This is a genomic window from Kitasatospora sp. NPDC028055, from assembly GCF_040637885.1.
GTDB lineage: Bacteria > Actinomycetota > Actinomycetes > Streptomycetales > Streptomycetaceae > Kitasatospora.
Genome location: NZ_JBEZXE010000006.1, coordinates 107,282 through 131,091 on the forward strand (window position 1 = coordinate 107,282; position 23,810 = coordinate 131,091).

At 72.1% G+C, this 23,810-nt stretch carries 23 protein-coding genes; 7 read left to right on the forward strand and 16 right to left on the reverse strand.

Going from position 1 to position 23,810, the window contains the following annotated elements:
* The first annotated feature begins 146 nt into the window (after window positions 1–146).
* The gene (locus AB0F71_RS10185; RefSeq protein ID WP_360230574.1) at window positions 147–722 is read left to right on the forward strand and encodes a hypothetical protein; all 576 of its coding nucleotides are present in this window, start codon (window positions 147–149) and stop codon (window positions 720–722) included.
* A gap of 177 nt (window positions 723–899) precedes the next feature.
* Here the strand turns inward: AB0F71_RS10185 and AB0F71_RS10190 are convergent, their stop codons facing one another.
* The 5 genes from AB0F71_RS10190 to AB0F71_RS10210 form a co-directional block, all read right to left on the reverse strand.
* Window positions 900–2,372 (reverse strand): APC family permease, encoded by a 1,473-nt coding sequence (locus AB0F71_RS10190; protein ID WP_360230576.1) that lies wholly within the window; start codon window positions 2,370–2,372, stop codon window positions 900–902.
* 470 nt (window positions 2,373–2,842) lie between these two features.
* Complete coding sequence (locus AB0F71_RS10195) at window positions 2,843–4,012, reverse strand: ROK family protein (protein ID WP_360230578.1); 1,170 nt, start codon at window positions 4,010–4,012, stop codon at window positions 2,843–2,845.
* A gap of 302 nt (window positions 4,013–4,314) precedes the next feature.
* Window positions 4,315–4,722, reverse strand: a complete 408-nt coding sequence (locus AB0F71_RS10200; protein ID WP_360230580.1) for a hypothetical protein — start codon at window positions 4,720–4,722, stop codon at window positions 4,315–4,317.
* A gap of 304 nt (window positions 4,723–5,026) precedes the next feature.
* A complete protein-coding gene (locus tag AB0F71_RS10205) occupies window positions 5,027–7,744 on the reverse strand; it encodes an exo-beta-D-glucosaminidase (protein ID WP_360230582.1) in 2,718 nt (905 codons plus the stop codon).
* A 227-nt stretch (window positions 7,745–7,971) separates the two neighbouring features.
* A complete protein-coding gene (locus tag AB0F71_RS10210; RefSeq protein ID WP_360230584.1) occupies window positions 7,972–8,985 on the reverse strand; it encodes an ROK family protein in 1,014 nt (337 codons plus the stop codon).
* A gap of 250 nt (window positions 8,986–9,235) precedes the next feature.
* Between AB0F71_RS10210 and AB0F71_RS10215 the strand changes: the two genes are divergently transcribed.
* From AB0F71_RS10215 to AB0F71_RS10235, 5 genes are all read left to right on the forward strand, one after another.
* Entirely contained in the window at window positions 9,236–10,108 is an 873-nt protein-coding gene (locus AB0F71_RS10215; protein ID WP_360230586.1) for an SIS domain-containing protein, read from the forward strand.
* A 52-nt stretch (window positions 10,109–10,160) separates the two neighbouring features.
* On the forward strand, window positions 10,161–11,093 hold the full coding sequence (locus AB0F71_RS10220) for a 1-phosphofructokinase family hexose kinase (RefSeq protein ID WP_360230588.1): 933 nt from the start codon (window positions 10,161–10,163) through the stop codon (window positions 11,091–11,093).
* Window positions 11,084–11,932 (forward strand): class II fructose-bisphosphate aldolase, encoded by an 849-nt coding sequence (locus tag AB0F71_RS10225; protein ID WP_360230590.1) that lies wholly within the window; start codon window positions 11,084–11,086, stop codon window positions 11,930–11,932. The genes AB0F71_RS10220 and AB0F71_RS10225 overlap by 10 nt, the downstream gene beginning before the upstream one ends.
* A gap of 53 nt (window positions 11,933–11,985) precedes the next feature.
* Entirely contained in the window at window positions 11,986–12,744 is a 759-nt protein-coding gene (locus AB0F71_RS10230; RefSeq protein WP_360230592.1) for a DeoR/GlpR family DNA-binding transcription regulator, read from the forward strand.
* A 340-nt stretch (window positions 12,745–13,084) separates the two neighbouring features.
* Window positions 13,085–13,711: a hypothetical protein gene (locus tag AB0F71_RS10235; protein WP_360230594.1), complete on the forward strand. Its 627-nt coding sequence runs from the start codon at window positions 13,085–13,087 to the stop codon at window positions 13,709–13,711.
* A 52-nt stretch (window positions 13,712–13,763) separates the two neighbouring features.
* On the opposite strand, the gene AB0F71_RS10240 is transcribed toward AB0F71_RS10235, so the two are convergent.
* On the reverse strand, window positions 13,764–13,928 hold the full coding sequence (locus AB0F71_RS10240; protein ID WP_360230596.1) for a hypothetical protein: 165 nt from the start codon (window positions 13,926–13,928) through the stop codon (window positions 13,764–13,766).
* Between the two features lie 51 nt (window positions 13,929–13,979).
* Between AB0F71_RS10240 and AB0F71_RS10245 the strand changes: the two genes are divergently transcribed.
* Entirely contained in the window at window positions 13,980–14,780 is an 801-nt protein-coding gene (locus AB0F71_RS10245) for a right-handed parallel beta-helix repeat-containing protein (protein WP_360230598.1), read from the forward strand.
* Window positions 14,781–14,918: 138 nt separating this feature from the next.
* Here the strand turns inward: AB0F71_RS10245 and AB0F71_RS10250 are convergent, their stop codons facing one another.
* The 10 genes from AB0F71_RS10250 to AB0F71_RS10295 form a co-directional block, all read right to left on the reverse strand.
* A complete protein-coding gene (locus AB0F71_RS10250) occupies window positions 14,919–15,614 on the reverse strand; it encodes a FadR/GntR family transcriptional regulator (protein WP_360230600.1) in 696 nt (231 codons plus the stop codon).
* A gap of 76 nt (window positions 15,615–15,690) precedes the next feature.
* Window positions 15,691–16,542, reverse strand: coding sequence for an amidohydrolase family protein (locus AB0F71_RS10255; RefSeq protein WP_360230602.1), 852 nt, complete (start codon window positions 16,540–16,542; stop codon window positions 15,691–15,693).
* Complete coding sequence (locus tag AB0F71_RS10260) at window positions 16,539–16,850, reverse strand: L-rhamnose mutarotase (RefSeq protein WP_360230604.1); 312 nt, start codon at window positions 16,848–16,850, stop codon at window positions 16,539–16,541. The genes AB0F71_RS10255 and AB0F71_RS10260 overlap by 4 nt, the downstream gene beginning before the upstream one ends.
* Window positions 16,847–17,506: a lactate utilization protein C gene (locus tag AB0F71_RS10265; RefSeq protein ID WP_360230606.1), complete on the reverse strand. Its 660-nt coding sequence runs from the start codon at window positions 17,504–17,506 to the stop codon at window positions 16,847–16,849. Before AB0F71_RS10265 ends, AB0F71_RS10260 begins: the two co-directional genes overlap by 4 nt.
* Window positions 17,503–18,984, reverse strand: coding sequence for a LutB/LldF family L-lactate oxidation iron-sulfur protein (locus tag AB0F71_RS10270; RefSeq protein ID WP_360230608.1), 1,482 nt, complete (start codon window positions 18,982–18,984; stop codon window positions 17,503–17,505). The genes AB0F71_RS10265 and AB0F71_RS10270 overlap by 4 nt, the downstream gene beginning before the upstream one ends.
* Window positions 18,981–19,721 (reverse strand): (Fe-S)-binding protein, encoded by a 741-nt coding sequence (locus AB0F71_RS10275; RefSeq protein ID WP_360230610.1) that lies wholly within the window; start codon window positions 19,719–19,721, stop codon window positions 18,981–18,983. Before AB0F71_RS10275 ends, AB0F71_RS10270 begins: the two co-directional genes overlap by 4 nt.
* Complete coding sequence (locus AB0F71_RS10280) at window positions 19,721–20,710, reverse strand: aldo/keto reductase (RefSeq protein WP_360230612.1); 990 nt, start codon at window positions 20,708–20,710, stop codon at window positions 19,721–19,723. The genes AB0F71_RS10275 and AB0F71_RS10280 overlap by 1 nt, the downstream gene beginning before the upstream one ends.
* Entirely contained in the window at window positions 20,707–21,468 is a 762-nt protein-coding gene (locus AB0F71_RS10285; protein ID WP_360230614.1) for an SDR family oxidoreductase, read from the reverse strand. Before AB0F71_RS10285 ends, AB0F71_RS10280 begins: the two co-directional genes overlap by 4 nt.
* Window positions 21,465–22,805 carry an L-fuconate dehydratase gene (locus AB0F71_RS10290; RefSeq protein ID WP_360230616.1) on the reverse strand — a complete coding sequence of 447 codons (1,341 nt, stop codon included), beginning with the start codon at window positions 22,803–22,805 and terminating at the stop codon, window positions 21,465–21,467. The genes AB0F71_RS10285 and AB0F71_RS10290 overlap by 4 nt, the downstream gene beginning before the upstream one ends.
* An 11-nt stretch (window positions 22,806–22,816) precedes the next feature.
* Window positions 22,817–23,668, reverse strand: a complete 852-nt coding sequence (locus AB0F71_RS10295; RefSeq protein ID WP_360230617.1) for a fumarylacetoacetate hydrolase family protein — start codon at window positions 23,666–23,668, stop codon at window positions 22,817–22,819.
* Between the last annotated feature and the right edge of the window lie 142 nt (window positions 23,669–23,810).

The window sequence follows — 23,810 nt, forward strand, 5'->3', positions numbered from 1 at the left end:
GTAGACATGGTTTCCACCCGCGCCGAAGCAACGGATTTCGCCGATGCGTGATGCCGGGTGACCTCATCAAAACCTCAGGATTGCCCTGAAAGAATCCCCGTCGGCAGCCGCACATTCGATCCGACCGGAATGGAAGGGAAACCGCCGTGCTCTCCGAGCCCCCGACGCCTGCGGAGTCCGCGGGGTCCGCGGAGTCCGCCACCGGCGCCGCCCGGCCGCGTGCGGAATCCGGACCCGCGCCGAGCCCTCGTCGGCGCCGCCGGCTCGCCGTGGTGCTCGACGTGGTCGTGGGTGCCGTCGTGGTCGCCGCGGCCACCGCCCTGATGCTCTCGCAGCGGAGCGGGCAGGCCGCTGGGACTCCGGCGGCCGGCCCGTCCGGCACCTGGATCGTCGGGCTCGCCGAGATCCCCCGTACGACGGACCGGGAGGAACGGGACCAGCAGGTCGCCGAGCTCCAGGAGCGAGTGCCCGGCGCTTCGCTCGTCGACAGCGACACCTGGGCCTCCCTGCCTCCGGACGCCTGGGTCGTCCGTGCGCCGGGGGAGTTCGCCGACGGCTTCGAGGCCCTCGCCTACTGCGACCGGCTCGGCTCCGACGAGTGCAGCGCCCGCTACCTCAGCCATGACGAGGACGACCAGGGCTACGTGTGCGAGGCGGCGCCCGCACCCGACCCGGAGGCCTGTCGCCACCCCGGTGACCGGACGGAGTCCGCACCCCGTTGAGCCGCTGTCAGGTGCGCCCGGAATCCTGATCCGCCGACGGCCGTCGACGGCCGTCGAGGGCCGTCAAGTCCGCCGGGAGCTCGGCTTCGTGACGTCCGTCGTACCTGGACGGCGGGCGGGCCCCGGCCGGTGCCCGGGGGAGGGGTGACCGGTCGGGGCCCGCAGGTCAGGGATGGTTCAGGAGGAGGCGGCGACGTGTTCGGCGGCCTGCTGCTCGGTCAGGTACTCCTCGCGGATCTCCTTGGGGCCGAAGGGCCACACCTTCTCGACGCGGGACCAGACCAGGTAGACGACGCCGCCGAGGGCGACCCAGCCGATGGACCACTCGATGGGGTGGATACCGGGGTTGGCCTTGTCGGCGTATCCGTAGATGGCCAGCCAGCCGATGCCGGCGATGACGCTCGGCAGGGGGTAGAGCAGCATCTTGTACGGGCGGGCCAGGTTCGGTTGCCGCTTCCGCAGTACGGTCACGGCGGCGATCTGGGCGAGCGCCTGGATGATCACCATGACCGTGGTCAGCAGGGTGATCAGGATGGTCAGGGGCGGGTGGTCGGCGGAGGTCCCGATGTGGCGGGCCAGGAGGTAGCCGGCGGTGGTGATGACGCCCATGGTGAGCAGGCCGGCGGTGGGGAAGTTGTGCCTGGGGTGGAGCTTGGCGAAGGAGCGGAAGAAGAGGCGGTCGCGGGCGGCGTCGTAGGGGACGCGGGAACCGCCGAGCAGGCCGGTGAAGACCGAGGCGAAGGCGGTGACGAGGATGAGGACGGTGATGATGTTGGCGGGGGTCTTGCCCAGGGTCTGTTCGAGGACGAGGGAGACCACCGACTGGGAGGCTTGGCTGTTGGGGTCGAGCATGTCCTTCCAGGGCACGACGCCGAGGACGCCGATTTGCAGCAGCAGGTAGATGAACATGACGCCGAGCACGGAGTAGACGATGGAGCGGGGGAGCACGCGGCCGGGGTTCTTGACCTCGGCGCCCATGTAGGCGGCGGTGTTGTACCCGAGGTAGTCGTAGATGCCGATGGTCAGGCCCGAGGCGAACCCGAGCCAGAAGGTGCCGCTGCCGAGCTCGATGGCGTGCTCGGGCCAGCTGAAGGCCATCGACGGGTGGAAGTGGGTGAAGGAGGCGAGGATCACGGCGGCCACGGAGACGAGCATCACGATCCACATGACGACCGTGACCTTGCCGATGTTCTCGACCTTGCGCCACAGCAGGAGGACCACCAGCGCGACGACGCCGACACCGACGAGGTCCCCTTGACCGGTGCTCATGTCGGGCCACAGGTAGCCGAGGTACTGGACCAGCCCCTGGACGCCGGTCGACATGATCAGCGGGATGAAGAGCATCGCCGTCCAGACGAACAGGAACGGCATCAGACGCCCGGTGCGGTACTGGAACGCCTCGCGGAGATAGACGTAGGTACCGCCGGAACCCGGGAGCGAGGCGCCCAGTTCGGCCCAGACGAGGCCGTCGACCAAGGCCAGGAGTGCGCCGGCGATCCAGCCGATGACGGCCTGGGGGCCACCGAAGGCAGCGACCATGAGGGGGATGGTCACGAACGGACCGCAGCCGACCATCTGGCTCATGTTGATGGCGGTGGCTTGGAACAGGCCGACCCGTCTGATGAGACCGGGGCCTTGCTGGGTGGTCAAAGGGTGCCTCCTGGGGGCTAGAGGTGGCGGTGTGGGAAAAGTAAAATTCCTTAACAGGATCGCGGTCAAGAGCGGAGCAGGTCACGGATCGGGTTCACTTCGGGACGCCGGTCTGGCGAGGGGCCGTGCGGTGAGGACCTCGGGTCCGGCGCGGCGATCGGCGGCGCGAACGGCGTCGGTGGCAGGAGGGGTGCGGTGCCACCGCGCGGTGACGGGCCTCTTCGGCGGATCGGTGGTGTGCCAGCGTTGTGGTGTCCCGGCGTTCTCGTGCGGCACCACCGCCCGCGCGGTTCAACTGTGCCCGGACTGCACGGAACCGGGCGGCCGGTCCGCTCGGAACCGGGGTACGGCGGACCCTGGTGCGGGTCCGCGGGGTCGGCCGTCGCCAGGTGGTCGGCCTTCGAACGACCGTACTCCGCCGACCGACCCGGACGGAACCCTCGAACCGCGTGGCAGCACGCGGGCCGCCGCTACTCCTCGAGCGGTTCCTGGGCGCGCTGCCACTTCTCGAAGACCAGCTCCCGCGTGATCTCCACCCCCATGGCCACCGCGCCGTGCAGCACGGCGCCGTCGCCGAGCTCCGAGGCCGCCAGGTTCAGCCGCAGCGGTGTGATGCGCGGCAGGGCCGCGCGGATCAGCGGGATCAGCAGGTCCGCGCTGCTACCGATGCCGCCGCCGAGGACCACGAGCTCCGGGTCGATGACCGCGGCGACCGAGGCGATGCCGTGGGCGAGGCGCTGCGCCTCCTCCGCGACGACGCTGCGGGCGAGTTCGTCGCCCGCCCGGGCCGCGTCGAACACCTGCTTCGCGGTGGTGACGTCCAGCAGGCCCTTGGCGTGGGCCATGGCGACCACGGCCCCGCCGGCGGCGGACTCCTCCAGGAGGGCGTGCCGGGTCCCGCCGGCCGAGCCCTCTCCCGTCGCGCTGCAGCACGGCAGGTAGCCGAGTTCGCCGGCGGCGCCGTGGGCACCGGGGAAGAGCTTCCCGTCGACCACGATGCCGCCGCCCACGCCGGCGCCGACCAGGAGGTACATGAACAGTCGCCGCCCCTGCCCGACGCCGCCCGCGTACTCGCCGAGCGCCGCGAGGTTGGCGTCGTTCACCAGGGTCAGGCCGGTGCCCAGCTCCGTCCGGAGGCGGTTGACGATGCCCGGCATTCCCCAGCCCGGGAGGCCCACCGCGTACCGGACCGCGTCGTGCTCGTCGACGGCGCCGGGCCCGCCGATGACCGTGTGGAGGACGCTCTCCGGGGGCACGTCCGCCTCGGCGGTGACCCTGCGGGCCAGGGCGATCACCTTGGACACCGCGCCGTGGGCGTCGCCGGAGTCGTTCGGCTCGTCATGACGGGCCAGGATCCGGCCGTCCAGGTCGGTCAGCGCCACGCGGACCCACCGGCGGCCGACGTGCACCCCCAGCCCGTGTCCGGCGCTCGGATCGGCCTCGTAGAGCACCGGGGAGCGGCCGCGGCCGGGCACGACGACCTTGCCCAGCTCGCGGACCAGGCCCGCGGACTGCAGGCGGCTCAGCGCGGTGGAGACGGTCGGCTTGGACAGCCCGGTGATCCGGGCGAGCTCGGCCCGGGAGGTGGCACCGTCGGTGCGGAGCCGATCGAGGAGGAGCCGCTCGTTGTTGGTTCGCAAGACGCTGCGGTTCCATGCGGCTTCCACGGTGGTCGGCGCTTCCTTTCGGCCGGGCGTTCGGGTGCGGAGGGTCTCGGGCGTCACCTGAGCCTATACGGTCGCGACCGGCGCCGACCGTCCGATGTGCGCCGATGTGCCAGGCCCGGCACGGCCGGTCGGCGCCCTGTCCGTGGCATTCGGATCCCTGCCCACGACATAGAGAACGGACCGTGACGGCGGGGTCACGGTCCGCGTGAGTCGTGCGAGGCCGCGTGGCGGGGTGTGGGCGGCGGCGGGGCGCAAAGTCGGTTCGGGTGGGCGTCTCATCTCCCCTTCGTGGGGCCGGACGCGGCCTCGATGGCGCCCTGGAGGAGGCGGGCGGAGGTGAGGGTCGGCCACGGGCAGTTCCAGCGGCGCCGCGCCGTGCAGCGCGGACCGGGAATGGCGATGTGCCAGCCGGTGGAGAGGACCAGGTGGCGGGAGCCGGTCGAGGAGCAGCTGCCGGGGGCGACGAGCCACAGGTGGGAGCCGTCCAGGAGGTCCTCGATGTAGCTGGTCTCGTGCCGTCCGAGGGCGGTGCGCACGGAGTGGGCCAGCGGCTGGGGGACCTTCACGGCGTCGAAGTCGACGCCGAGGGCGACCAGTCGCAGGCCGTACGGGTCGTCCGGGAGCCAGGGTTGGAGCGTGGCCGGCGGTGGATCCGTCCGAGGTGTCGGTGAGTTGAGGAACATGTGCGTCCTTCACGGCGGGCCGGCGCGGTGCCGCCCGTGGATCGATGGCCTCCTCGCGGGGCGGCGGTGGCGACGGTGGTGACGGTGGTGACGGTGGTGCGCGCCTTGGTAAAGGAGGTTTTCGTAAAAGAGATTTCTCATAGTGTGCACCCGTGGGAGCGTCCGTCAAGAGTTCGTGAAGGCGCCCGGCAAATGCTCCCGGCTCGGCCGGGCCCGTACGTGCCGCTGTGACCGGCCCGGGCGGCCGGGCCGGTCACAGCGGTGGAGCGGGGCAGCGGGTCAGCGGGTGCCGCGGGTTCCGCGGTCAGGAGGTGGGCTTGGCCGCGACGTTGCCGGTGGGGATGTTCCAGCCGGAGACGCGCAGGTTCGGGGTGGCGCCGTTGAGGTCGGAGGTGCGGACGGTGGCGGTCAGGGTGGTGGATTCGCCGGGCCAGAGGCTGACCTGGTTGTCGGACCAGGTCACCGGCAGCACGGGCTTGTCCTGGCCGTCGACGAGGTGGACGTCGGTGAGCAGGGCGGGGGTTTGGCCGGTGCCGGTGTTGGTGAGCGTGACGGTGACCTCGGTGGTGTCGCCCTTGCTCTTGCTGGTGGCCGTGGCGGAGACCTGGGCCTTGTCCTTGGCCAGCTGGTTCAGGCCGTCCAGCGACCCGTAGGACGTGGTGGGGTTGTTCGGCCAGTTGTAGTCGCCGACGACGTCCGGCTCGGTGGACAGCCAGTAGACGTTGCGGCTGACCTCCTTGCCGTCGGAGTCGGTGAGGGTCAGCTTGGCGAGGTAGGTGGTGTCCAGGTTCGGGATGTCCTTGGGGATTTCCTTGAGGGCGATGGCCTTGCCGCCGTCGCCGGGGACGGTGGGCACGTCGGAGTCCCGGTGGAACCGCTGGGTGCCGTCGATGTTGTAGAGGTCGACGTGAGCGGTGAGTCCCGGGGCGGCGTCGGTGCGCCGGTTGACCACGACGACGGAGCGGTTGTCGTAGGAGTACTGGATGTGGACGTCCTCGTTGGCCTTCTTGGCCCCGAAGTACGCGCCGCCCTGGTCGGAGTAGCGGTCGAAGAGCTGCCAGTGGAGGGACGTCCAGGGGGAGTTGAGCAGGAAGTAGATCTGGCCGGTGGAGGGGTTCTTCTCGTCGGTGAAGTTGCGGCCGTACGCCTCGAACTGGGCCCGCACCGCCTCGTACTGGGCGAGTTGGGCCTTGCGGACGTAGTCCTCGAGGCCGGTGAGCTTGCCGTAGCGCGCGGACAGCGCCGTGTTGAAGTCCTTCAGGGTCGAGAAGGACGTGTCCGGAGCCCGGTGGTACAGCACCGCCGAGGGGTCCGTCCACATGGACGTGAGTTCCTCGTCCTTCATCATCCGCTTGAGGGTGTCCATGGTGGGGATGCTCGCGCCGGCGCTCGTCTCGGAGTTGAAGCCCTCGGCACCCCCGTCCTTCTTGAGGTACCAGTACACCGGCGGCACCCACTCGTAGGGGCCGGTCATCTTCATGCCGCTCTCGTAGTCGAGGACGCTGTCCCGGTTGATGTCGCTGAGGACCGGAAGCGTCCAGTCCGCCGCGTTCAGGGCCTCCTTGTAGTCCGACGCCGACTCCGGCGTCGGGGCCTTGTCACTGCCGATGAGGAACGAGATCACGCTGGGGTTGTTGCGCAGGCGGGCCGCCACGGCGGCCATCGAGGCGCGGTTGATCTCGTGCTCGTGTGCGGTGTACGGGCCGGAGTCCTGGTCCTGCCACTTGTTGCAGCACTCCCAGCCCGGCAGCAGGAGCATGCCCGCCTTGTCGGCCATCTCGTAGTACTCGTCCGGTTCCAGGTGCCCTTCCAGCCGGATCGCGTTGATGCCCAGGTTGCGGGCGTAGGCGAACCGGTCGGAGACCTCCTGCGCGTTCCAGCGCCAGAGCAGGTCGGTCGAGTCGTTGGCACCCCTGATCAGGAGGGGGTGGCCGTTGATGATGTACGAGCGCGCCCCGTCCTGGTTCAGGGGGGCCTGGACGTCCCGGATGCCGAAGCTCTTGTGTGCCGTGTCCGTGACGGCGCCGTCGGTCCTCGCCGTCAGCTGGAGGTCGTACAGCGCCTGGTCGCCCATGCCGGCCGGCCACCAGATCCGCGGGTTGTCGATCTTGAGCTGCGAGGTGTCGTCAGGAGTGAACATGACCGGCTTGGAGGTGCGGGGGCCGAGCGTGAGGTCCTTGGCGAACGTCAGGTCGCCGATGCTGCCGGTGACGGTGGAGGTGACGGTGCGGTCGGTGTCGTTGCGCGCCGTGGCCTTGACGGTGACCCGGGCGGAGCTGAGGGAGGGCATGTCCACCGAGGTGATCACATGGGTGTCGGTCAGGGACACCGCGCCGGCGCGCCGGACGCTGATGTCGTAGACCAGGCCCATGTTGTTGTCCGGCGGGGCGGGGTTCCAGTCGATCCAGCCGGAGGTGAAGTCCTTCTTGGGGTCGTTCTGCCGGATCAGGAAGGCGACGGCATTGGGCCCCTGGCGGACCTGGTCCGTGATGTCCAGCTCGTGCGCGGTGTACATGCCCGCGATCTGGTCGGCGGTGGCGACCAGGGTGCCGTTGACGTACACGTCGGCGGCGGAGACGACACCGGTGACGTTCAGGTAGGTCCGGGCGGAGGTGTCGTTGACGGTGAACTCGGAGCGGTACCACCAGGGCACCTGGAACTGCTCCTTCGGAACCGCCTTCATGTTCTCGGAGTAGAACGGGTCCTTGTAGGTGCCGTCGGCCACGAGTGCGGCGAACACCGTGGAGCGGGAGCCGGCCGCGTGCCAGCCGGCCGGACGGTAGTCGGGGCTGGAGATGGCCTCACCGCTGTCCGGCACGTCGGCCGAGGACTCGATGGCGAAGCCCTTGAGGGCGGTGGACGAGCCGGGCGCGTCGGTGACGGTGGTGCTCGCGACCGCGGGCACGGCCGGGGTGGCCGCCCTCGCGTGCAGGGGCGGCCCTCCCACGGCCGCCGCGGCGACCATGATCCCCGCGACGAGCACGGCACTGCCGCGTCGCGTGAGTGCACTGGTCAAGGACATTGGAACCTCCTGGGATGTCAGGTGGGGGGCAGACTTCGCGGCTCCAACCGGACTGACGGGTCGGATGGCGGCACCGGTGCGGTCGTACGGATGGTGACCGGTGCTCCGGATCCGGTCCGGGTGTCGGTGGCCGGTCGAGGGTGGTGATCGACCGGGCTGGTGGGGCGGGTCCGACCCGCCCCGGGGAGGCGTCGTGGGGGACGCCGGGCCTCAGGACGTGTCGGGCCTCAGGGCGCGTCGGGGTCGTCGGCTAGGCCGGGGTGGGCTCCCCGTGCGCGCAGGTCGTCCAGGGCGAGGACGATCGCGCCGTGCAGGGAGGCGTCCCGGCGGAACCGGGCGACCTTGAGCTCGGTGGGGAAGGGCAGGGCGTCGGCCAGCAGGCGCTCGAGTGCGGGGAGGATCTCGGCGGCGGCGGACATCATTCCGCCGCCGAGGACGATGCGGGCGGGGTCGACGAGGGCGGCCATGTTGGCGAGCGCCGTCGCGAGGACGGTGAGTGTCCGGTGGGCCAGCGCCCGCGCGGCGGGGTCGGTGCTGCGGAAGAGGTCGCCGCCGGTGGCGGCCTCGCCGAGGAGTTCCTTGGCGCGTTCGGCCAGTTGCCTGCCGCCGAGGAGTTCTTCGAGCGGGGCGCGGCCGGTGGCGACGGCGTTCAGCGGTGCGTCGCCGGGGTTGACGTAGGCGATCTCGCCGGCCGCCTGGTTGGCGCCGTACACGATGCGTCCGCCGACGGCGAGCGCGGCGGCGAGGCCGGTGCCGAGGTTGATGTAGAGGCCGGGGTCGACGTCGCGCAGTTCGCCGAGGCGAAGCTCGGCGAGCGCGCCGGCCCGGACGTCGTTGGCGACGGGGACGGTCGGGACACCGAACTCCTCGGCGAGGCGCGCGGACAGGGCGAGCTCCTCCCAGCCGGGCAGGTTGGGGGTGAGCAGGATGCGGTGGGACTGGATGATGCCCGGTGCGACGGCGGCGTGGGCGGTGACCGGTGCGTCGAAGCGGGTCTCGGATTCGAGGGCCAGTTGCCGGACGGCCTCGGCGGCGCGCACGAGGGCCTGGTCGGGTCCTTGCTCGGCGAGTGTCGCCAGCCGCTTGCGGACGAGGATCGTCCCGTGCGGGTCGGCGAGGGCGAGTTCGGTCTTGGTGCCACCGAAGTCGACGCCGATGACCGTGTGGGCCGGTCGGGCGTCGGCCGTCCCGGGTGCCGGGCGGTGGTGGGTGTGGGGGTGCAACGGCGTCTCTGTCAGCATCCGAGGGGTTCTCTCGTGCGGGGCTCCGGGTCGGCTGCGGGCTGGCAGGCCGACCGAACCCGCTGTCCGGGGGCAGGAGGGGGCACCGAGGGTTCGGCTCGGGCCCAATAAGTTAAATTCCTTTATTCCATCGGGTCAAGGCCTGGCGCGGAGCCGGGTGATGCCTGCATGATGATGCTCATACCTGCTCTGATGCATTAGGAAATGCGCAAGTATGAGCAACCCTCCTCGACCGCCCATGGAGGCCGTCATGAGTCATGTCCAGCAGGAGATCGCCAGCCAGCCCGAGCACTGGCGCACGGCACTGGAGGCGAACACCGCCGACCTGCCGCTGGCGGGGGAGCGGGTGGCGGTGATCGGCTGCGGCACCTCGCTCTACATCGCCCAGGCCTACGCCTCGCTGCGCGAGACGGCCGGGCTCGGTGAGACCGATGCCTTCGCGGCCTCCGAGTACCCGGCCGCACGCCGGTACGACCGGGTGGTCGCCATCACCCGCTCCGGCACGACGACCGAGGTGCTCAGCGCCCTCGGCCGCGCCGACGGTGTGGCCACCGTCGCGATCACCGGGGACGTCGCCACGCCGATCAGCACGGCCGCCCGGTCGGTGGTGGACCTGGGGTTCGCCGACGAGAAGTCGGTGGTGCAGACCCGGTTCGCCACCACCGTGCTCGCCCTGCTCCGCGGCCACCTCGAGCTCGCCCCCGCCGATCTGCCCGCCAGCGGCGAGCGGGCGCTGGCCGAGCCGCTGCCGGAGGGCGCCGCCGACGCGACCCAGTTCACCTTCCTCGGTGCCGGCTGGACCGTCGGGCTCGCCCACGAGGCAGCGCTCAAGCTCCGTGAGGCATCAGGGAGTTGGACCGAGTCCTACCCCGCGATGGAGTACCGGCACGGTCCGATCAGCGTCACGGGGCCGGACAGTCTGGTGTGGTTCTTCGGCCGGCCCCCGGCCGGGCTCGTGGACCAGGTGCGCCGCACCGGCGCCCGGGTCTCGGTCAGCACCCTGGACCCGATGGCCGACCTGATCCGGGCCCAACGCCTCGCCGTCGAACTGGCCGGGCTGCGCGGTCTCGACCCCGACCGGCCGCGCAACCTCACCCGCTCGATCGTGCTGGCCCAGCCGTGACCGAGCCGGCCGGCCGGCGAGCCGTGCGTCCACCGGGCGGAAGGGGTCCGTCGTGATCCTCACCGTCACCCTCAACGCGGCGCTGGACGTCACCTACCACCTCGACCGGCTGCGCCCGCACCGGAGCAACCGGGTGTGTTCGGTGGTCCAGCGCGCCGGCGGCAAGGGGGTCAACGTCTCCCGCGTGCTGCACGCCCTGGGGCAGCCCACGGCCGTCACCGGCCTGGCCGGCGGTCCGACCGGCGAGGCGCTGCGCAGCGAGCTCGTATCGGCGGGTCTGGCCGACCGGTTGGTGTCGATCGCGGACGAGAGTCGCCGGACGGTGACGGTCGTGGACGAGCTGGCCGGTGACGCGACGGTCCTGCTCGAACCCGGGCCGCTGGTCAGCACGGGGGAGTGGGGCCGGTTCCTGGACCGGCTCGACACCCTGCTGCCCGCGGCGCGGGCGGTGGTGTTCTCCGGCAGTCTCCCCAGGGGAGTGCCGGCCGACGCCTACGCCGAGCTGGTCCTGCTCGCCCACACCCACGGTGTGCCGGCCGTGGTGGACGCGGACGGACCAGCCCTGCGGTCCTCGCTGGCGGCGAAGCCGGCGCTGGTCAAGCCCAACGCGGACGAACTCGCGGCGGTGACGGGGCTGCGGGATCCCGTCCGCGCCGCCCACGCCCTGCAGGGCGCGGGCGCGAAGTCGGTGGTCGCCTCGCTCGGGCCCGACGGCCTCGTCGCCGTGACACCGGACGGAAGTTGGCAGGCCCGCGTACCTGAGCGGCTGTTCGGGAACCCGACCGGGGCCGGGGACGCGGCCGTGGCCGCGCTCAGCGTCGGCCTGGTGACCGGCGCGTCCTGGCCGGACCGGTTGGCGGAGGCCGTCGCGCTCTCCGCCGCCGCCGTCGCCGCCCCGTTGGCCGGCGACTTCGACCCTGTCGTCCGCGCGGGTCTGCTACCGCTCGTGGAGATCCAACCCCTGAGGAGCCTGCTATGCCCCTGACCCCGACCGGTGACATCGTCGCGGCCGCGGTGTCCGCGAACCAGGGTGTCGGAGCGTTCAACGTCATCCAGCTCGAACACGCCGAGGCCATCGTTTTGGGTGCCGAGGAGGCCGGTTGCCCGGTGGTCCTCCAGCTCAGTGAGAACGCCGTCCGCTATCACGGGGCACTGGCCCCGGTGGGTGCCGCGGTCCTGGCGGTGGCCCGGGCGGCCGCCGTCCCGGTCGCGGTGCACCTGGACCATGCGACGGCGCCCGAACTGGTCGAGGAGGCCGTCCGGCTCGGTTTCACCTCCGTGATGTTCGATGCCTCGGTGCTGGAGTACGAGGAGAACGTCCGGGCCACGGCGGAGGTGGTGTCGCGCTGCCACGCGGTCGACGTCTGGGTGGAGGCGGAGCTGGGCGAGGTCGGCGGCAAGGACGGTGTGCACGCGCCGGGTGCGCGGACCGAACCCGGCGAAGCGGCCGCGTTCGTGGCCGCGACCGGCATCGACGCGCTCGCGGTCGCGGTCGGCACCTCGCACGCCATGGCCACCCGGGACGCCGAGCTCGACTTCGCCCTGATCGCCGAACTGCGCGCCGCCGTCCCGGTGCCGCTGGTGCTGCACGGCTCCTCCGGAGTGGCCGACGAGCACCTGACCCGCGCCGTCGAGTGCGGCATGACGAAGATCAACATCGCCACCCACCTCAACCAGGTCTTCACCGCTGCCGTCCGGCAGGCCCTCGCGGGGAGCGGCGAACTGGTCGATACCCGCCGCTACCTCGGCCCCGGCCGGGCGGCGACGGCCGCCGAGGTCGCCCGGCTGCTCCAGGTGTTGAAGGCCCCGGCGCTGACGGTCTAGACCATCAGGTGGTCGCTGCGTACGGGCAGCGGCCGGAGGGTTGACTTTCCATCATGCTCAAAGCTGATCGCGTGGTCCGGATCCTGTCGCACGTCACCGAGGCCGGGAGCGCGGATGTGCACGCGCTCTCGGAACTGCTCGAAGTCTCCGCCTCGACGATCCGCCGGGACCTCCAGGGGCTGCACGACCGGGGCCTGCTCCACCGCACCCGCGGTGGCGCGTTCACGGGGACGGTGACCCTCGAACGGTCGCTGCGGCAGCGGAGCGAGCACCGGCAGGAGGAGAAGCGGCGGATCGGCCTCGCGGCCGCCGAACTGGTTCCCGAGGGCGCGGTGGTCGGTCTGACGGGTGGGACCACCACGATCGAGCTGGCCCGTGCCCTGGCCGACCGCACCGGGATCACCGTGGTCACCAACGCCGTGAACATCGCCGCCGAACTGATCGTGCGCCCGGCGATCCGCCTGGTGGTCATCGGGGGCCTCGCCCGATCGGCGAGCTACGAGCTGGTCGGTCCGGCGGCGGACCGCATGCTCTCGCACTACCACCTCGACCTGTCGTTCATCGGGGTGGACGGCCTGACCGCCCAGGAGGGATGCACGACCCACGACGAGATGGAGGCCGAGGCCGACCGGGCGCTGCTCCGGAGGAGCCGGCGCTCGGTCGTCCTCGCGGACAGCACCAAGATCGGCAGGGTGACCTTCGCCTCGATCTGCCCGTTGTCCGAGGTCCACGCGCTGGTGACGGACGACGGGTTGGACGCCGACCGGGCGGGGGCCGTCGCGGGCTGCGGAGTGGAGATCATCCGCGCCTGACGGGCCGCCTGGGGCCGCCTGACGGGGCGCCTGACGGGACGTCCGCAGGCCGCTCCGGTGCGGCTCCCGGTGCCGCTCGCCAGACCACCGGACGCCCGGCGCCTGCCCGGCCGGTCCGCGGACGATCGACGCCGGCGCTCATCAGAACCTCAGGTTCTCCGTGGCACCCTGAGCGCGTGCGTGCCGTACGGCTCGCACCGGAGGGCGGGCTCCGGCGTGGGGCCCGGCCCACGGGCTGGCGCCGGTGCCGGTGGCAACGCTGCCGGCGCCACTGGGCGCGGACGGCCGTCCTACCGGTACCGGCCCGGACCGGGCGCCCCCTCCTGACCATTCGGACAGTGTGCGGAAGACGGGCAAGACCATGGCGGCGGATCAACGGCAGCAACTCCAGCGTGGGTACTTCCTCCAGGAGGCCGCGGCACTCCAGCGCGCCAACGCCGGCGGCAGCCGGTACCTGGCACGGATCGCCTTCCCCTCCGCCGAGGACTCGGACGGAGCCCCCCTCGCCCTGGTCACCACGGTGAGCCCGAAGGCGGGAGCGCCGGTGCTGCTGCCGACCACGGCGACCCGGCACGACCTGCATGTGGCCCTCGCCCGTGAAGGCGGATGGGCCGCCCCGGACCCGAGGCCGCTGACCCGGTTCCCGGTGACCGGGGAGGCGCCACCACTGCTGGTCTACGCCGACCTGCTCGAGGACATCGGCGACCTCCTGTTCACGCTCACCGGCTACCCCAGCGATGTCGGCCGCCCGGACGTGGTGGCCCGCCTGGATGCCGTCGGTCTCATCGGTGAGACCACCGCGGTGGTCGAGGTGTCCGCCCTCGGCGCGGTCCACCGGGTCAGCATCCCGCTGGACTCCGGAATCCCGTTGGTGGCCGTGCCGTTGGAGATCGCCGAGCACCTGCTGACGGTTGATCCGTCCGTCGACGGGGCTCCCGCCGTCGAGTGGGAGTACCCCGTCGGCTGATGCCGACGGGGTACGGACGTTCCCCGGGCGCGTCAGCCCGAGAAGTCCTGGGTCATCCAGACCCTTCCGGAGCCGTCCGGACGATTGAGATGCCGACGTGACGGAACGAGCAGTCGAGGATGTTCCGGCGGTGTCCGTCCTCGGGCGCCTTCTCGGCGAGCATGGCGTTCGTCAGGCCGACGGCCATCCCGCCGATCGTTCCCGGTGCGTCGGCCACCGGTCCGCCGCTGCCGATGTTCTCGCCGGTCGCCGGCCCGCGGGCGCCGAGGTGCGGCTCGCCCGGGCCGGCGCGGTCCACACCAGGAACACCGAGGGGATCGCCGTCTCCGACTCCGCCTTCGAGGAGGTGGGCCGCAACGGCGTCTTCCTGGACGGCTACAACAAGGGCGACGTGATCACCCGCAACCGGTTCAGCCGGTCGGGCGCCAGCGACGTACAGGTCGTCGGCTCCCGCAACGCCGTGCGCGATCCCTCCACCTGGTCCTCGATGGTCAATCCGCCCACCGACCTCAGCCCCGGACCGAAGAGCGAGGACTATCCGCGCGACATCACGGTCAGCTACAACAGCATGGCCGACATGGGCCGCTTCGAGAAGCAGAGTGCCGGCGTCAACATCTGCATGAGCAGTCGGGTCACCGTCTCGCACAACACCGTCCACGGCAGCCCGCGCTCCGGCGTGAACGTCAACGACGGCACCTGGGGCGGCCACCTCATCGAGTACAACGACGTCTTCGACTGCGTGAAGGAGACCTCGGACCACGGGCCGGTCAACGCCTGGGGCCGTGACCGCTACTGGCCCATCGCCGGGCCCAACCTCAATCCGGACGCCGGCTCCGACGCGTACCAGAGGCAGCTCTCCCAGCTCGACGTCGTCCAGCCGATCACCATCAGCAACAACCGGATCTGGCACAACAGTGAGTGGGCCGTCGACCTCGACGACGGCTCCACCAGACCAACACCGACGAGGGCCGGATCGACATCTCGATCGACGGGGTCTTCCGGAAGACCGTCGATGCCTACAGCGGCAGCCGCAGGTACCAGCAGACGGTCCACTCCGTCGGTGGCCTGACCCCGGGCCGGCACACGATCACGGGGGTGATGAGGAGCGGCGGCTACATGATCGTCGACGGGTTCACCGCCATCCCCTGATCCGCCGGGCGCGTCGCCCCCCGTCGGTGCCACCGGCGGGGGGTACCCGGCGCGCCGGTCAGCCGAGGGCCGAGCCCGCCGCGCCCAGGGTGCCGCGCAGCCACTGCTCGACCCCGCCGATGTGGACCGTCGTCCAGGCCTGGGCGAGGTCGGGCCGGCGTGCGGCGATGGCGTCGAGGATCGCCCGGTGCTGTTGGCGGGTGCGTTCGACGGCGCCCTCCTCCGTCAGGCCGCGCCAGATCCGGGCCCGCGCGGTCGGCCCGGAGATGCCGTCGAGGAGTGAGCCGAGCACCGCGTTCCCGGAGCCGGCCGCGAGCCTGCGGTGGAACTCCAGGTCGTTCTCGATCAGCTCGTCGAGCGAGGCGTCGTCGCTCAGGCTCGCCAGCACGGTGCCGAGCTCGGCGATGTCCTCGTCCGACATCGCGCGCGCGGCCATGGCCGCGGCCGCCGGTTCCAGGATGCGGCGGACCTCCAGGAACTCCAGCACCGTGTCGTCCTGGTGGAAGTCGACGACGAAGCCCAGGGCGTCCAGGAGCAGGTCGGGTGCCAGGCTCGTGACGTACGTGCCGTCGCCCTGGCGGACGTCGAGCACCCTGATCAGCGAGAGCGCCTTGACGGCCTCCCGCAGGGAGTTGCGCGAGAGGCCGAGCCGCTCGGCGAGGTCGGCCTCCTTCGGGAGCCTGGCGCCCGGGCTCAGCTCCCCGCTGACGATCATGGCCTTGATCTTCTCGATCGCCTCGTCGGTGACTGGCACAGCTCCGCCCCTCAAGTGGTCCGATGTCTCACCAGAATAGACCTGCCCCCGTTCGACGGGGCGGGTCGGTGGCTGCTCAGAGGCCGTAGACGCGGGCCGCGTTGTCGTGGAACACCGCCTGCTGCTCGGCGGGGGACAGTTCGCCCGTGAGGCGGTCGGCGATCCGCACGACCTCCGGGTAGCCGGCTTCCAGGGTGCACACCGGCCAGTCGGAGCCGAAGAGCAGCCGCTGCGGGCCGAAGGCGTCCAGGGCGGTGTCGGCGTAGGGCCTCAGGTCCTCGGTCCGCCAGCGCCCCGGGGCCGCCTCGGTGACCAGGCCGGAGAGCTTGCAGACGGTGTTCGGGAGGGCGGCCAGGCGGCGCAGGTCCGCGGCCCAGGGGGCGACCGCGCCGGTGGCGATCGGAGGTTTGCCGAGATGGTCGAGGACGAAGGTCAGACCGGTGAGGCCGGCGGCAGCGAGTACGGCGGCCGGCAGCTGGTGCGGCCTGAGCACGAGGTCGTAGGCGAGGCCGGCGGCGGCGACGGCGAGCAGGCCCCGGCGTACGTCCGGTCGGAGCAGCCAGCGGGGATCGGGCTCCTCCTGGACCTGGTGGCGGATGCCGACCAGCCGGTCGCCGCCCGGGAGCGCACGCAGCGCGGCGAGGGCGTCGGCGACGTCCGGGGCGGTGAGGTCGGTCCAGCCGACGACCCCGGCCACCAGGCCGCTGCCGGCAGCGAGGGCGAGCAGCTCGGGCGTCTCCTCGGGGACGCAGACGGTCTGGACGACGACGGTGCCGGCCACCCCGGCGGCGCGGGCCTCGGCGGCGAGGTCGTCCGCGGTGAAGGAGCGGGCGAGCGGAGCGAGGTCCTCGCCGGTGATCCAGGGCTGCGGTCGCACCGTCAGGTCCCAGACGTGGTGGTGCGCGTCGATGATCCGTGCGGGCGTCACAGCTCCCACACCACCGGGAGCCCGGCCTCGGCCCCGGTCGCCGAGTAGTCGTGGACGACGTCGAGGAGCTCGGCCATCCTCGCCTGCCAGGCGATGTTGACCGGGAGGTGTTCGAGTGCGGCGAGCAGGCGGGGGTAGTCCTCGCACTCGACGAGGTGGAACAGCTCGCAGCCGCTGCGCCAGATGCTCCAGGACGTGGCACCGGCTGCCCGGATGGCCGTGGTGAGCTCGGCCGGAACCTCGCGGTGGGCGGCCTCGTACTCCGCGATCCGGTCCTCGCGGACGCGGGTGTGCAGGGCGATCCTCATGGCTGCTCCGAACGGTCGGGGTGGGCGGAGTCGACGATGATGACGTCCAGGGTGCGGGGACCGTGGACTCCCTCCACCCGGTCGAGTTCGATGTCGCTGGTGGCGGACGGTCCCGAGATGAAGGTCAGGGGGAGGGCGGGGTCGAGGCGGGCGAGGGCGTCGGGGACGTCCTGGGCGATCTGCTCGGCGCGGATGACGCACAGGTGGTAGTCCGGGACGAGGCTGAGGGCGCGCCGGCCCTGGCCGGGGCCGGTGTCGAGGACGACCGTCCCGGTGACGGCGATCCCGACGGCGGCGAGTGTGATCGCGCCGTCCAGCGCGTCGAGGGCGGGGACGTCCAGCGGTTCCCGGTGCCACTCCCAGCCGCCGCTCGGCAGCGACTCGCTGGGGAAGCCGTCCGGCAGGGCCAGGCGCACGGCGCCGCGCCGGGTGAGGGCGAGGGCGATGGCGTCGCGCAGCCCGGCCCGGTCCGTGCGGGTGACGGTGGCGCGGTAGTCGGCGACCCGTCCGGCGAAGAGGGCGACGGTGTCCTGACCGGGCTCGACGTGGCTGAGGCGGTAGTTCCGCGGGACGGGCACGTCGGTCGGGAGCTCGTCGGCCGGTACGTCGGCGAGGGCGCCGCGGATGCGGCCGAGGATGGCGTCGCGGCTGCTCATCGGTCACCTTCCTTGTTCTTGCGCCACCAGGTACGGAAGGACTCGGCGGGCGGGGCCGGGGTGTCGCGGGTGTCGGACCAGCCGTGCAGCGGCCCGGGCAGGCGGCGGATGCGGCCGCCCCGGGCGAGGGCGCGGCCGCCGAGCGACCCGGCCTGCTGGGCGGCGGAGAGCAACCGCGGGGAGTCGAGTACGGCGGCCGCGGCCTTCATCGCCACCGCCTCGGCGGTGGGCAGGCGTTTCGCGGCCCGCTCGGCCTCGACGGCCTCGGCCCGTAGGTGGAGCAGCAGTTCAGGGATGTCGATCTTGACCGGGCAGGCGTCGTAGCAGGCCCCGCACAGGGTGGAGGCGAACGGCAGGGAGGCCGCCTGCCCGACTCCGACCAGCTGCGGGGTGAGGACGGCGCCGATCGGGCCGGGGTAGACGGAGCCGTAGGCGTGGCCGCCGGTGCGCTCGAAGACCGGGCAGACGTTGAGGCAGGCGGAGCAGCGGATGCAGGCGAGGGCCTGGCGGCCGACGGTGTCGGCGAGGGTGTCGGTCCGGCCGTTGTCGAGGAGCACCAGGTGGAACTCTGAGGGGCCGTCCCCGTCGGTCGTACCGGTCCAGGTGGAGGTGTAGGGGTTCATCCGCTCGCCGGTGGAGGAGCGGGGTAGCAGCTGGAGGAACACCTCGAGGTCGGACCAGGTGGGGACGACCTTCTCGATGCCCATCACGGTGATCAGGGTCTGCGGGAGGGTCAGGCACATCCGGCCGTTGCCCTCGGATTCGACGACGACGACCGTGCCGGTGTCGGCGACGGCGAAGTTGGCGCCGGAGACCGCGACCTTGGCGTTGAGGAACTTCTCCCGCAGGTGGCGGCGGGCCGCCTCGGCGAGCTCGTGCGGGTCGTCACGGAGCCCGTCGGGAGCCGGTCGGCCCCAGTCGCCCATCCGGGCGACGAACAGGTCGCGGATCTCGGTGCGGTTGCGGTGGATCGCGGGGACCAGGATGTGCGAGGGGCGGTCGTCGCCGAGCTGGACGATGAGCTCGGCGAGGTCGGTCTCGTACGCCGCGATCCCGGCTTCGGCGAGGTGTTCGTTGAGCCCGATCTCCTGGGTCGCCATGGACTTGACCTTCACCACCTCCCGCTCGCCGGTGGCCCGGACGAGTGCGGTGACGATGCGGTTGGCCTCGGCGGCGTCGGCGGCCCAGTGGACGGTGCCGCCTGCGGCGGTGACGGACCGCTCCAACTGCAGCAGGTACCGGTCGAGATGGCGCGAGGTGCGGGTCTTGATCGCGGCAGCCGCCGTCCGCAGCTCCTCCCAGTCGTCGAGCTCCGCGGCGACGGTGAGGCGCTTGTCGCGGATGGTGCCGGTGGCCCGTTTCAGGTTGGCGCGCAGCTGGGTGTCCTTGAGCGCGCTGCGGGCCGCGTCGGGGAAGGCGGGGGAGCCGAGCCACACGACGCCGCGGTCGGCGGGGTTGCGAGGGTGCGGGTCGCTCATCGCAGGGTCCCTTCGGTGGTGGCGAGGATCTCGGCCAGGTGCACGGTGCGCACCGTACTGCCTCGGCGGGAGAGTCCGCCGCCGATGTGCATCAGGCAGGAGTTGTCGGCCGCGCACAGCACCTCGGCGCCGGTCTCCAGGACGCCTGCGGCCTTGTCGGCGAGCATGGCGCCGGAGGTCTCGGCGTTCTTGACGGCGAAGGTGCCGCCGAAGCCGCAGCAGGAGTCGGCGGCCGGGAGGTCGACCAGGTCGATGTCCTGGACCGCGCGCAGCAGTCGCAGGGGGCGGTCGCCGAGCCGCAGTCCGCGCAGGGAGTGGCAGGTGGGGTGGTAGGTGACCCGGTGCGGGAAGCGGGCGCCGACGTCCGTGACGCCCAGGACGTCGGTCAGGAACTCGGTGAACTCGTGGACCCGGGGCACGAGTTCGGCCACCGTCCGGCGCAGGTCGGGGCGCCCGTACCGCTCGGCCAGCAGCGGGTGGTTGTCCCGGATCATGCCGGTGCAGGAGGCGGACGGGGTGACCACGGCGTCGTACTCGGCGAAGGTCCGCGCGAAGCGGGCGACGAGCGGGACGGCGTCCGGGCGGTAGCCGGTGTTGAAGTGCAGCTGTCCGCAGCAGGTCTGTTCCTGGGGGAACTCCACGGTGTGGCCGAGCCGTTCCAGGACGGTCACCACGGCCCGGCCGGTGTCGGGGAACATGGTGTCGGCGACGCAGGTGACGAACAGGGCGACGCGCATCAGCCCTCCTTCTCGGGTGTCGGGACGTCGACCGGGAGCAGTCCCCGTTCCTTGAGGTCCGCCCAGAGCGCGTCCGGGACGGGGTGGTCGAGCATAGTGGCGGCGTCCTCGACCTCGGCGGCGCTGCGGGTGCCGACCAGGACGCTCGTGACGCTCGGGTGCCCGAACGGGAAGCGCAGGGCGGCGGCCCGCAGCGGCACCCCGTGCCGCCCGCACGCCTCCTTCAACTGCAGGGCTCGACCGAGGAGTTCCGCGGACGCGGCGCGGTAGTCGAAGGTCGCGCCGGGTTTCGGGTCGGCGAGCAGGCCGGAGTTGAAGACGCCGCCGACCACCACGGCGACCTGCCGTTCCTCGGCCAGCGGCAGGAGTTCGACGAGTCCCCGTTGGTCGAGCAGGCTGTACCGGCCGGCCAGCAGCACCACGTCGAGGTCGGTGTCGCGGACGAAGCGGGCCGGCAGTTCGGTCTGGTTCATGCCGATGCCGATCGCGTGGAGCACGCCTTCGGCGCGCAGGCGTTCGAGTTCCGGGTAGGCCTGGTCAAGCGCCTGTTCGGCGTGGTCGTCGGGGTCGTGCAGGTAGGCGATGTCGATCCGGTCGAGGCCGAGCCGGTTCAGGCTGTCCTCGATCGAGCGGCGGACGCCCTCGGCGGTGAAGTCCCAGCGGCGCCGGTGGTCGGCGGGGACGGCGAAGCCGTTGGCGAGGTCGTCGCCGGCGGTGGGAACCGGGTCCAGCAGGCGGCCGACCTTGGTGGACAGCACGTACTCGTGCCGGGGGAGGCCGCGCAGTGCGTCGCCCAGGCGTCGTTCGGAGAGGCCGAGGCCGTAGTGCGGGGCGGTGTCGAAGTACCGGACGCCGCAGGCCCAGGCGGCGGCCACGGCCTCGGCGGCCTGCTCGTCGCCCACCGGTGTGAACAGGTTGCCGATCCCGGCGGCACCGAAGGCGAGCCGGCCGACTCGGACCGCCGTACGGCCGAGCGGGTGGAGGTTCACGCGGGGGGCTCCGGTCGCAGGCGCAGACCGGCCATGCCGCCGTCGACCGCGAGGGCGGTGCCGGTGACGCTGGCGGCGGCCGGGGAGGCGAGGTAGGCGATGGCGGCGGCGACCTCCTCGGCGGTGACCAGCCGTCCGGTGGGCTGGCGGGCGTTCAGGGCGGCGCGTTCGGCGGCCGGGTCGGCGGCCGCGTCGAGCAGTCGGCCGACCCAGGGGGTGTCGACGGTGCCGGGGTTGACGCAGTTGACCCGGATGCCCTCGCGGACGTGGTCGGCGGCCATGGCCAGGGTGAGCGACAGGACGGCGCCCTTGCTGGCGGAGTAGAGCGCGCGCTGCGGAAGCCCGGCGGTGGCGGCGATGGAACAGGTGTTGACCACCGAGGCGTGGGCGGAGCGGCGCAGGTGGGGCAGGGCGGCGCGGGTGGTGCGGACGATGCCGAGGACGTTGACGTCCAGGACGCGGTGCCACTGCTCGTCCGGGTTGTCCTCGACGGTTCCGGCGGCGCCGATGCCGGCGTTGTTGACCAGGATGTCGATCCCGCCGAGCGTCTCGGCCGCCGCCCGGACGGCCTCGCGTACGGAGCGGTCGTCGGCGACGTCGGCGGTGAAGCCGTGCAGCGGGGCGCGGGCGCCGCCGGGGTCGAGGTCGAGGACGGCGACGTCGGCGCCGAGTTCGCTGAGCAGTTGGGCGGTGGCGAGTCCGATGCCGGAGGCGCCCCCGGTGACCAGGGCGGTGAGCCCGTCGAGGTCGGTCGTCATGCGTCCTCCTCCGTGTCCGGTCCGGCCAGGTCGGCCGCCCAGAAGGTGCCGTCGGGGTAGCGGTAGGTGTCGAGGGCGGCCTGGTGCATCGCGGCGGAGAAGCCGGGTGCGGTGGGCGCGCGGTAGTGGCCGTCGGTGATGACCACCGGGTCGAGGAAGTGCTGGTGGAGGTGGTCGACGTACTCGATGACGCGGTCCTCGGTGGTGCCGGTGAGCGCCACGTAGTCGAACATGGACAGGTGCTGGACGAGTTCGCACAGGCCCACGCCGCCGGCGTGCGGGCAGACCGGGACGCCGAACTTGGCGGCGAGCAGCAGGATGGCGAGGTTCTCGTTGACGCCGCCGACCCGCGCCGAGTCCAGCTGGAGGACGTCGATGGCGCCGGCCTGGAGCAACTGCTTGAAGACGATGCGGTTCTGCACGTGCTCGCCGGTGGCGACCTTGACCGGGTGGACGCCGCGCCGGACGGTGGCGTGGCCGAGGACGTCGTCGGGGCTGGTGGGCTCCTCGATCCAGTAGGGGTCGAACTCGGCGAGGGCCTTGGTCCACTCGATGGCCTCGGCGACGTTCCAGCGCTGGTTGGCGTCGATGGCCATCCGGACGTCCGGGCCCACGGCCTCCCGGGCCGCGCGGCAGCGGCGGATGTCGTCCGCCAGGTCGGCGCCGACCTTCAGCTTGATCTGGGTGAAACCGTCGGCGACGGCCTGCTGGGCGAGCCGGGTGAGCTTCTCGTCGGAGTAGCCCAGCCAGCCGGGGGAGGTGGTGTACGCGGGGTAGCCGCGGTGCAGCAGTTCGGCCGCCCGCCCGACGGCCCCCTGCTTGCCCTTGGTCAGCAGTTCCAGGGCCTCGTCGGGCGTCAGCGCGTCCGTGAGGTAGCGGAAGTCGACCTGGGAGACCAGCCAGGCGGGGTCGGCGTCGGCGAGGAGCCGCCAGAGCGGCTTGCCCTCCCGCTTGGCCGTGAGGTCCCAGACGGCGTTGACGACGGCACCGATGGCCATGTGCATCACGCCCTTCTCGGGGCCCAGCCAGCGCAGTTGGCTGTCGCCGACGAGGTCGCGGGAGAGCGAGCCGGGGTCGGCGCACAGCTCGGCGACCGGACGTCCGAGGATGTGCGGTCGCAGCGCGTCGATGGCGGCCACCTGGACCTCGTTGCCGCGGCCGATGGTGAAGGTGAAGCCGTGGCCCTGGTGGCCGCCCGCGGAGGTCCGCAGGACGACGTAGGCGGCGGAGTAGTCGGGGTCGGGATTCATGGCGTCGGACCCGTCCAGCTCCCGGGAGGTGGGGAAGCGGATGTCGTAGGTGTCGACGGCGGTGATCCGCGCGGCGGTTGCGGACAACGAAGTGCCTTTCACGCGTTGACGAAGGTCTGACGCTGGGTGCCGAGGCCGTCGATGGACAGCTCGACGGTGTCGCCCGCGCGCAGATAGGGGGTGCCGGGCAGGCCCAGGGCCACGCCGGCCGGGGTGCCGGTGTTGATGACGTCGCCGGGGCGCAGCACCATGTACTGGCTCAGGTACCAGACGACGTACCCGACGTCGAAGATCATGTTCTTGGTGTTGCCGCGCTGGCGGGTCTCGCCGTTGACGGCGAGGCGCAGGCCCAGTGCCCGGGGATCGCCGGCCTCGTCCGGGGTGACCAGCCACGGCCCCAGCGGGTTGAAGGTCTCGCAGGACTTGCCGAGGTCCCACTGGGCGGAGTACTCCAGCTGGAACTCCCGCTCGGAGACGTCGTTGCTGATCGCGTACCCCGCGATGCACTCCGGGGCCTGCGCCGGGTCGGCGAGGTAGCGGGCCTCCCGGCCGATGACGACGGCGAGTTCCACCTCCCAGTCGGTCTTCACCGAACCGCGCGGGATCAGCACCGGGTCGTCGGGGCCGACCACGGTGGACGGGTCCTTCATGAAGACCACCGGGCGCTCGGGGACGGCGGCCCCGGTCTCCTCGGCGTGGTCGCGGTAGTTGAGGCCGATGCACACCACCTTGCCCGGCCGGGCGACGGGCGGACCGATCCGCCGGCCGGTCGGGTCGATGAACGGCAGCGCACCCGCGGCCAGTGCCTCCCGGACCCGGTCGAGTCCGCCGGAGGCGAGGAAGGGTCCGTCGATGTCGTCGGTCAGTTCCGAGAGGGCGTAGGCCTCGCCGTCCTCGCCGAGGACCGCCGGGACTTCCGCCCCCGGAGCGCCGATGCGCAGTAGCTTCATGCCGGGTCTCCTGTCGTCATTCCGGAGGTCGTCGCCCTCCACCGGCAATACATCGGATGAATCTGCCGGGCTCCGACCATACGAGCGGGAGTGGCGTCATCGCAAGGAGTCATCGGGCGCCGGTCGCGGCGCCGAGCCGCCA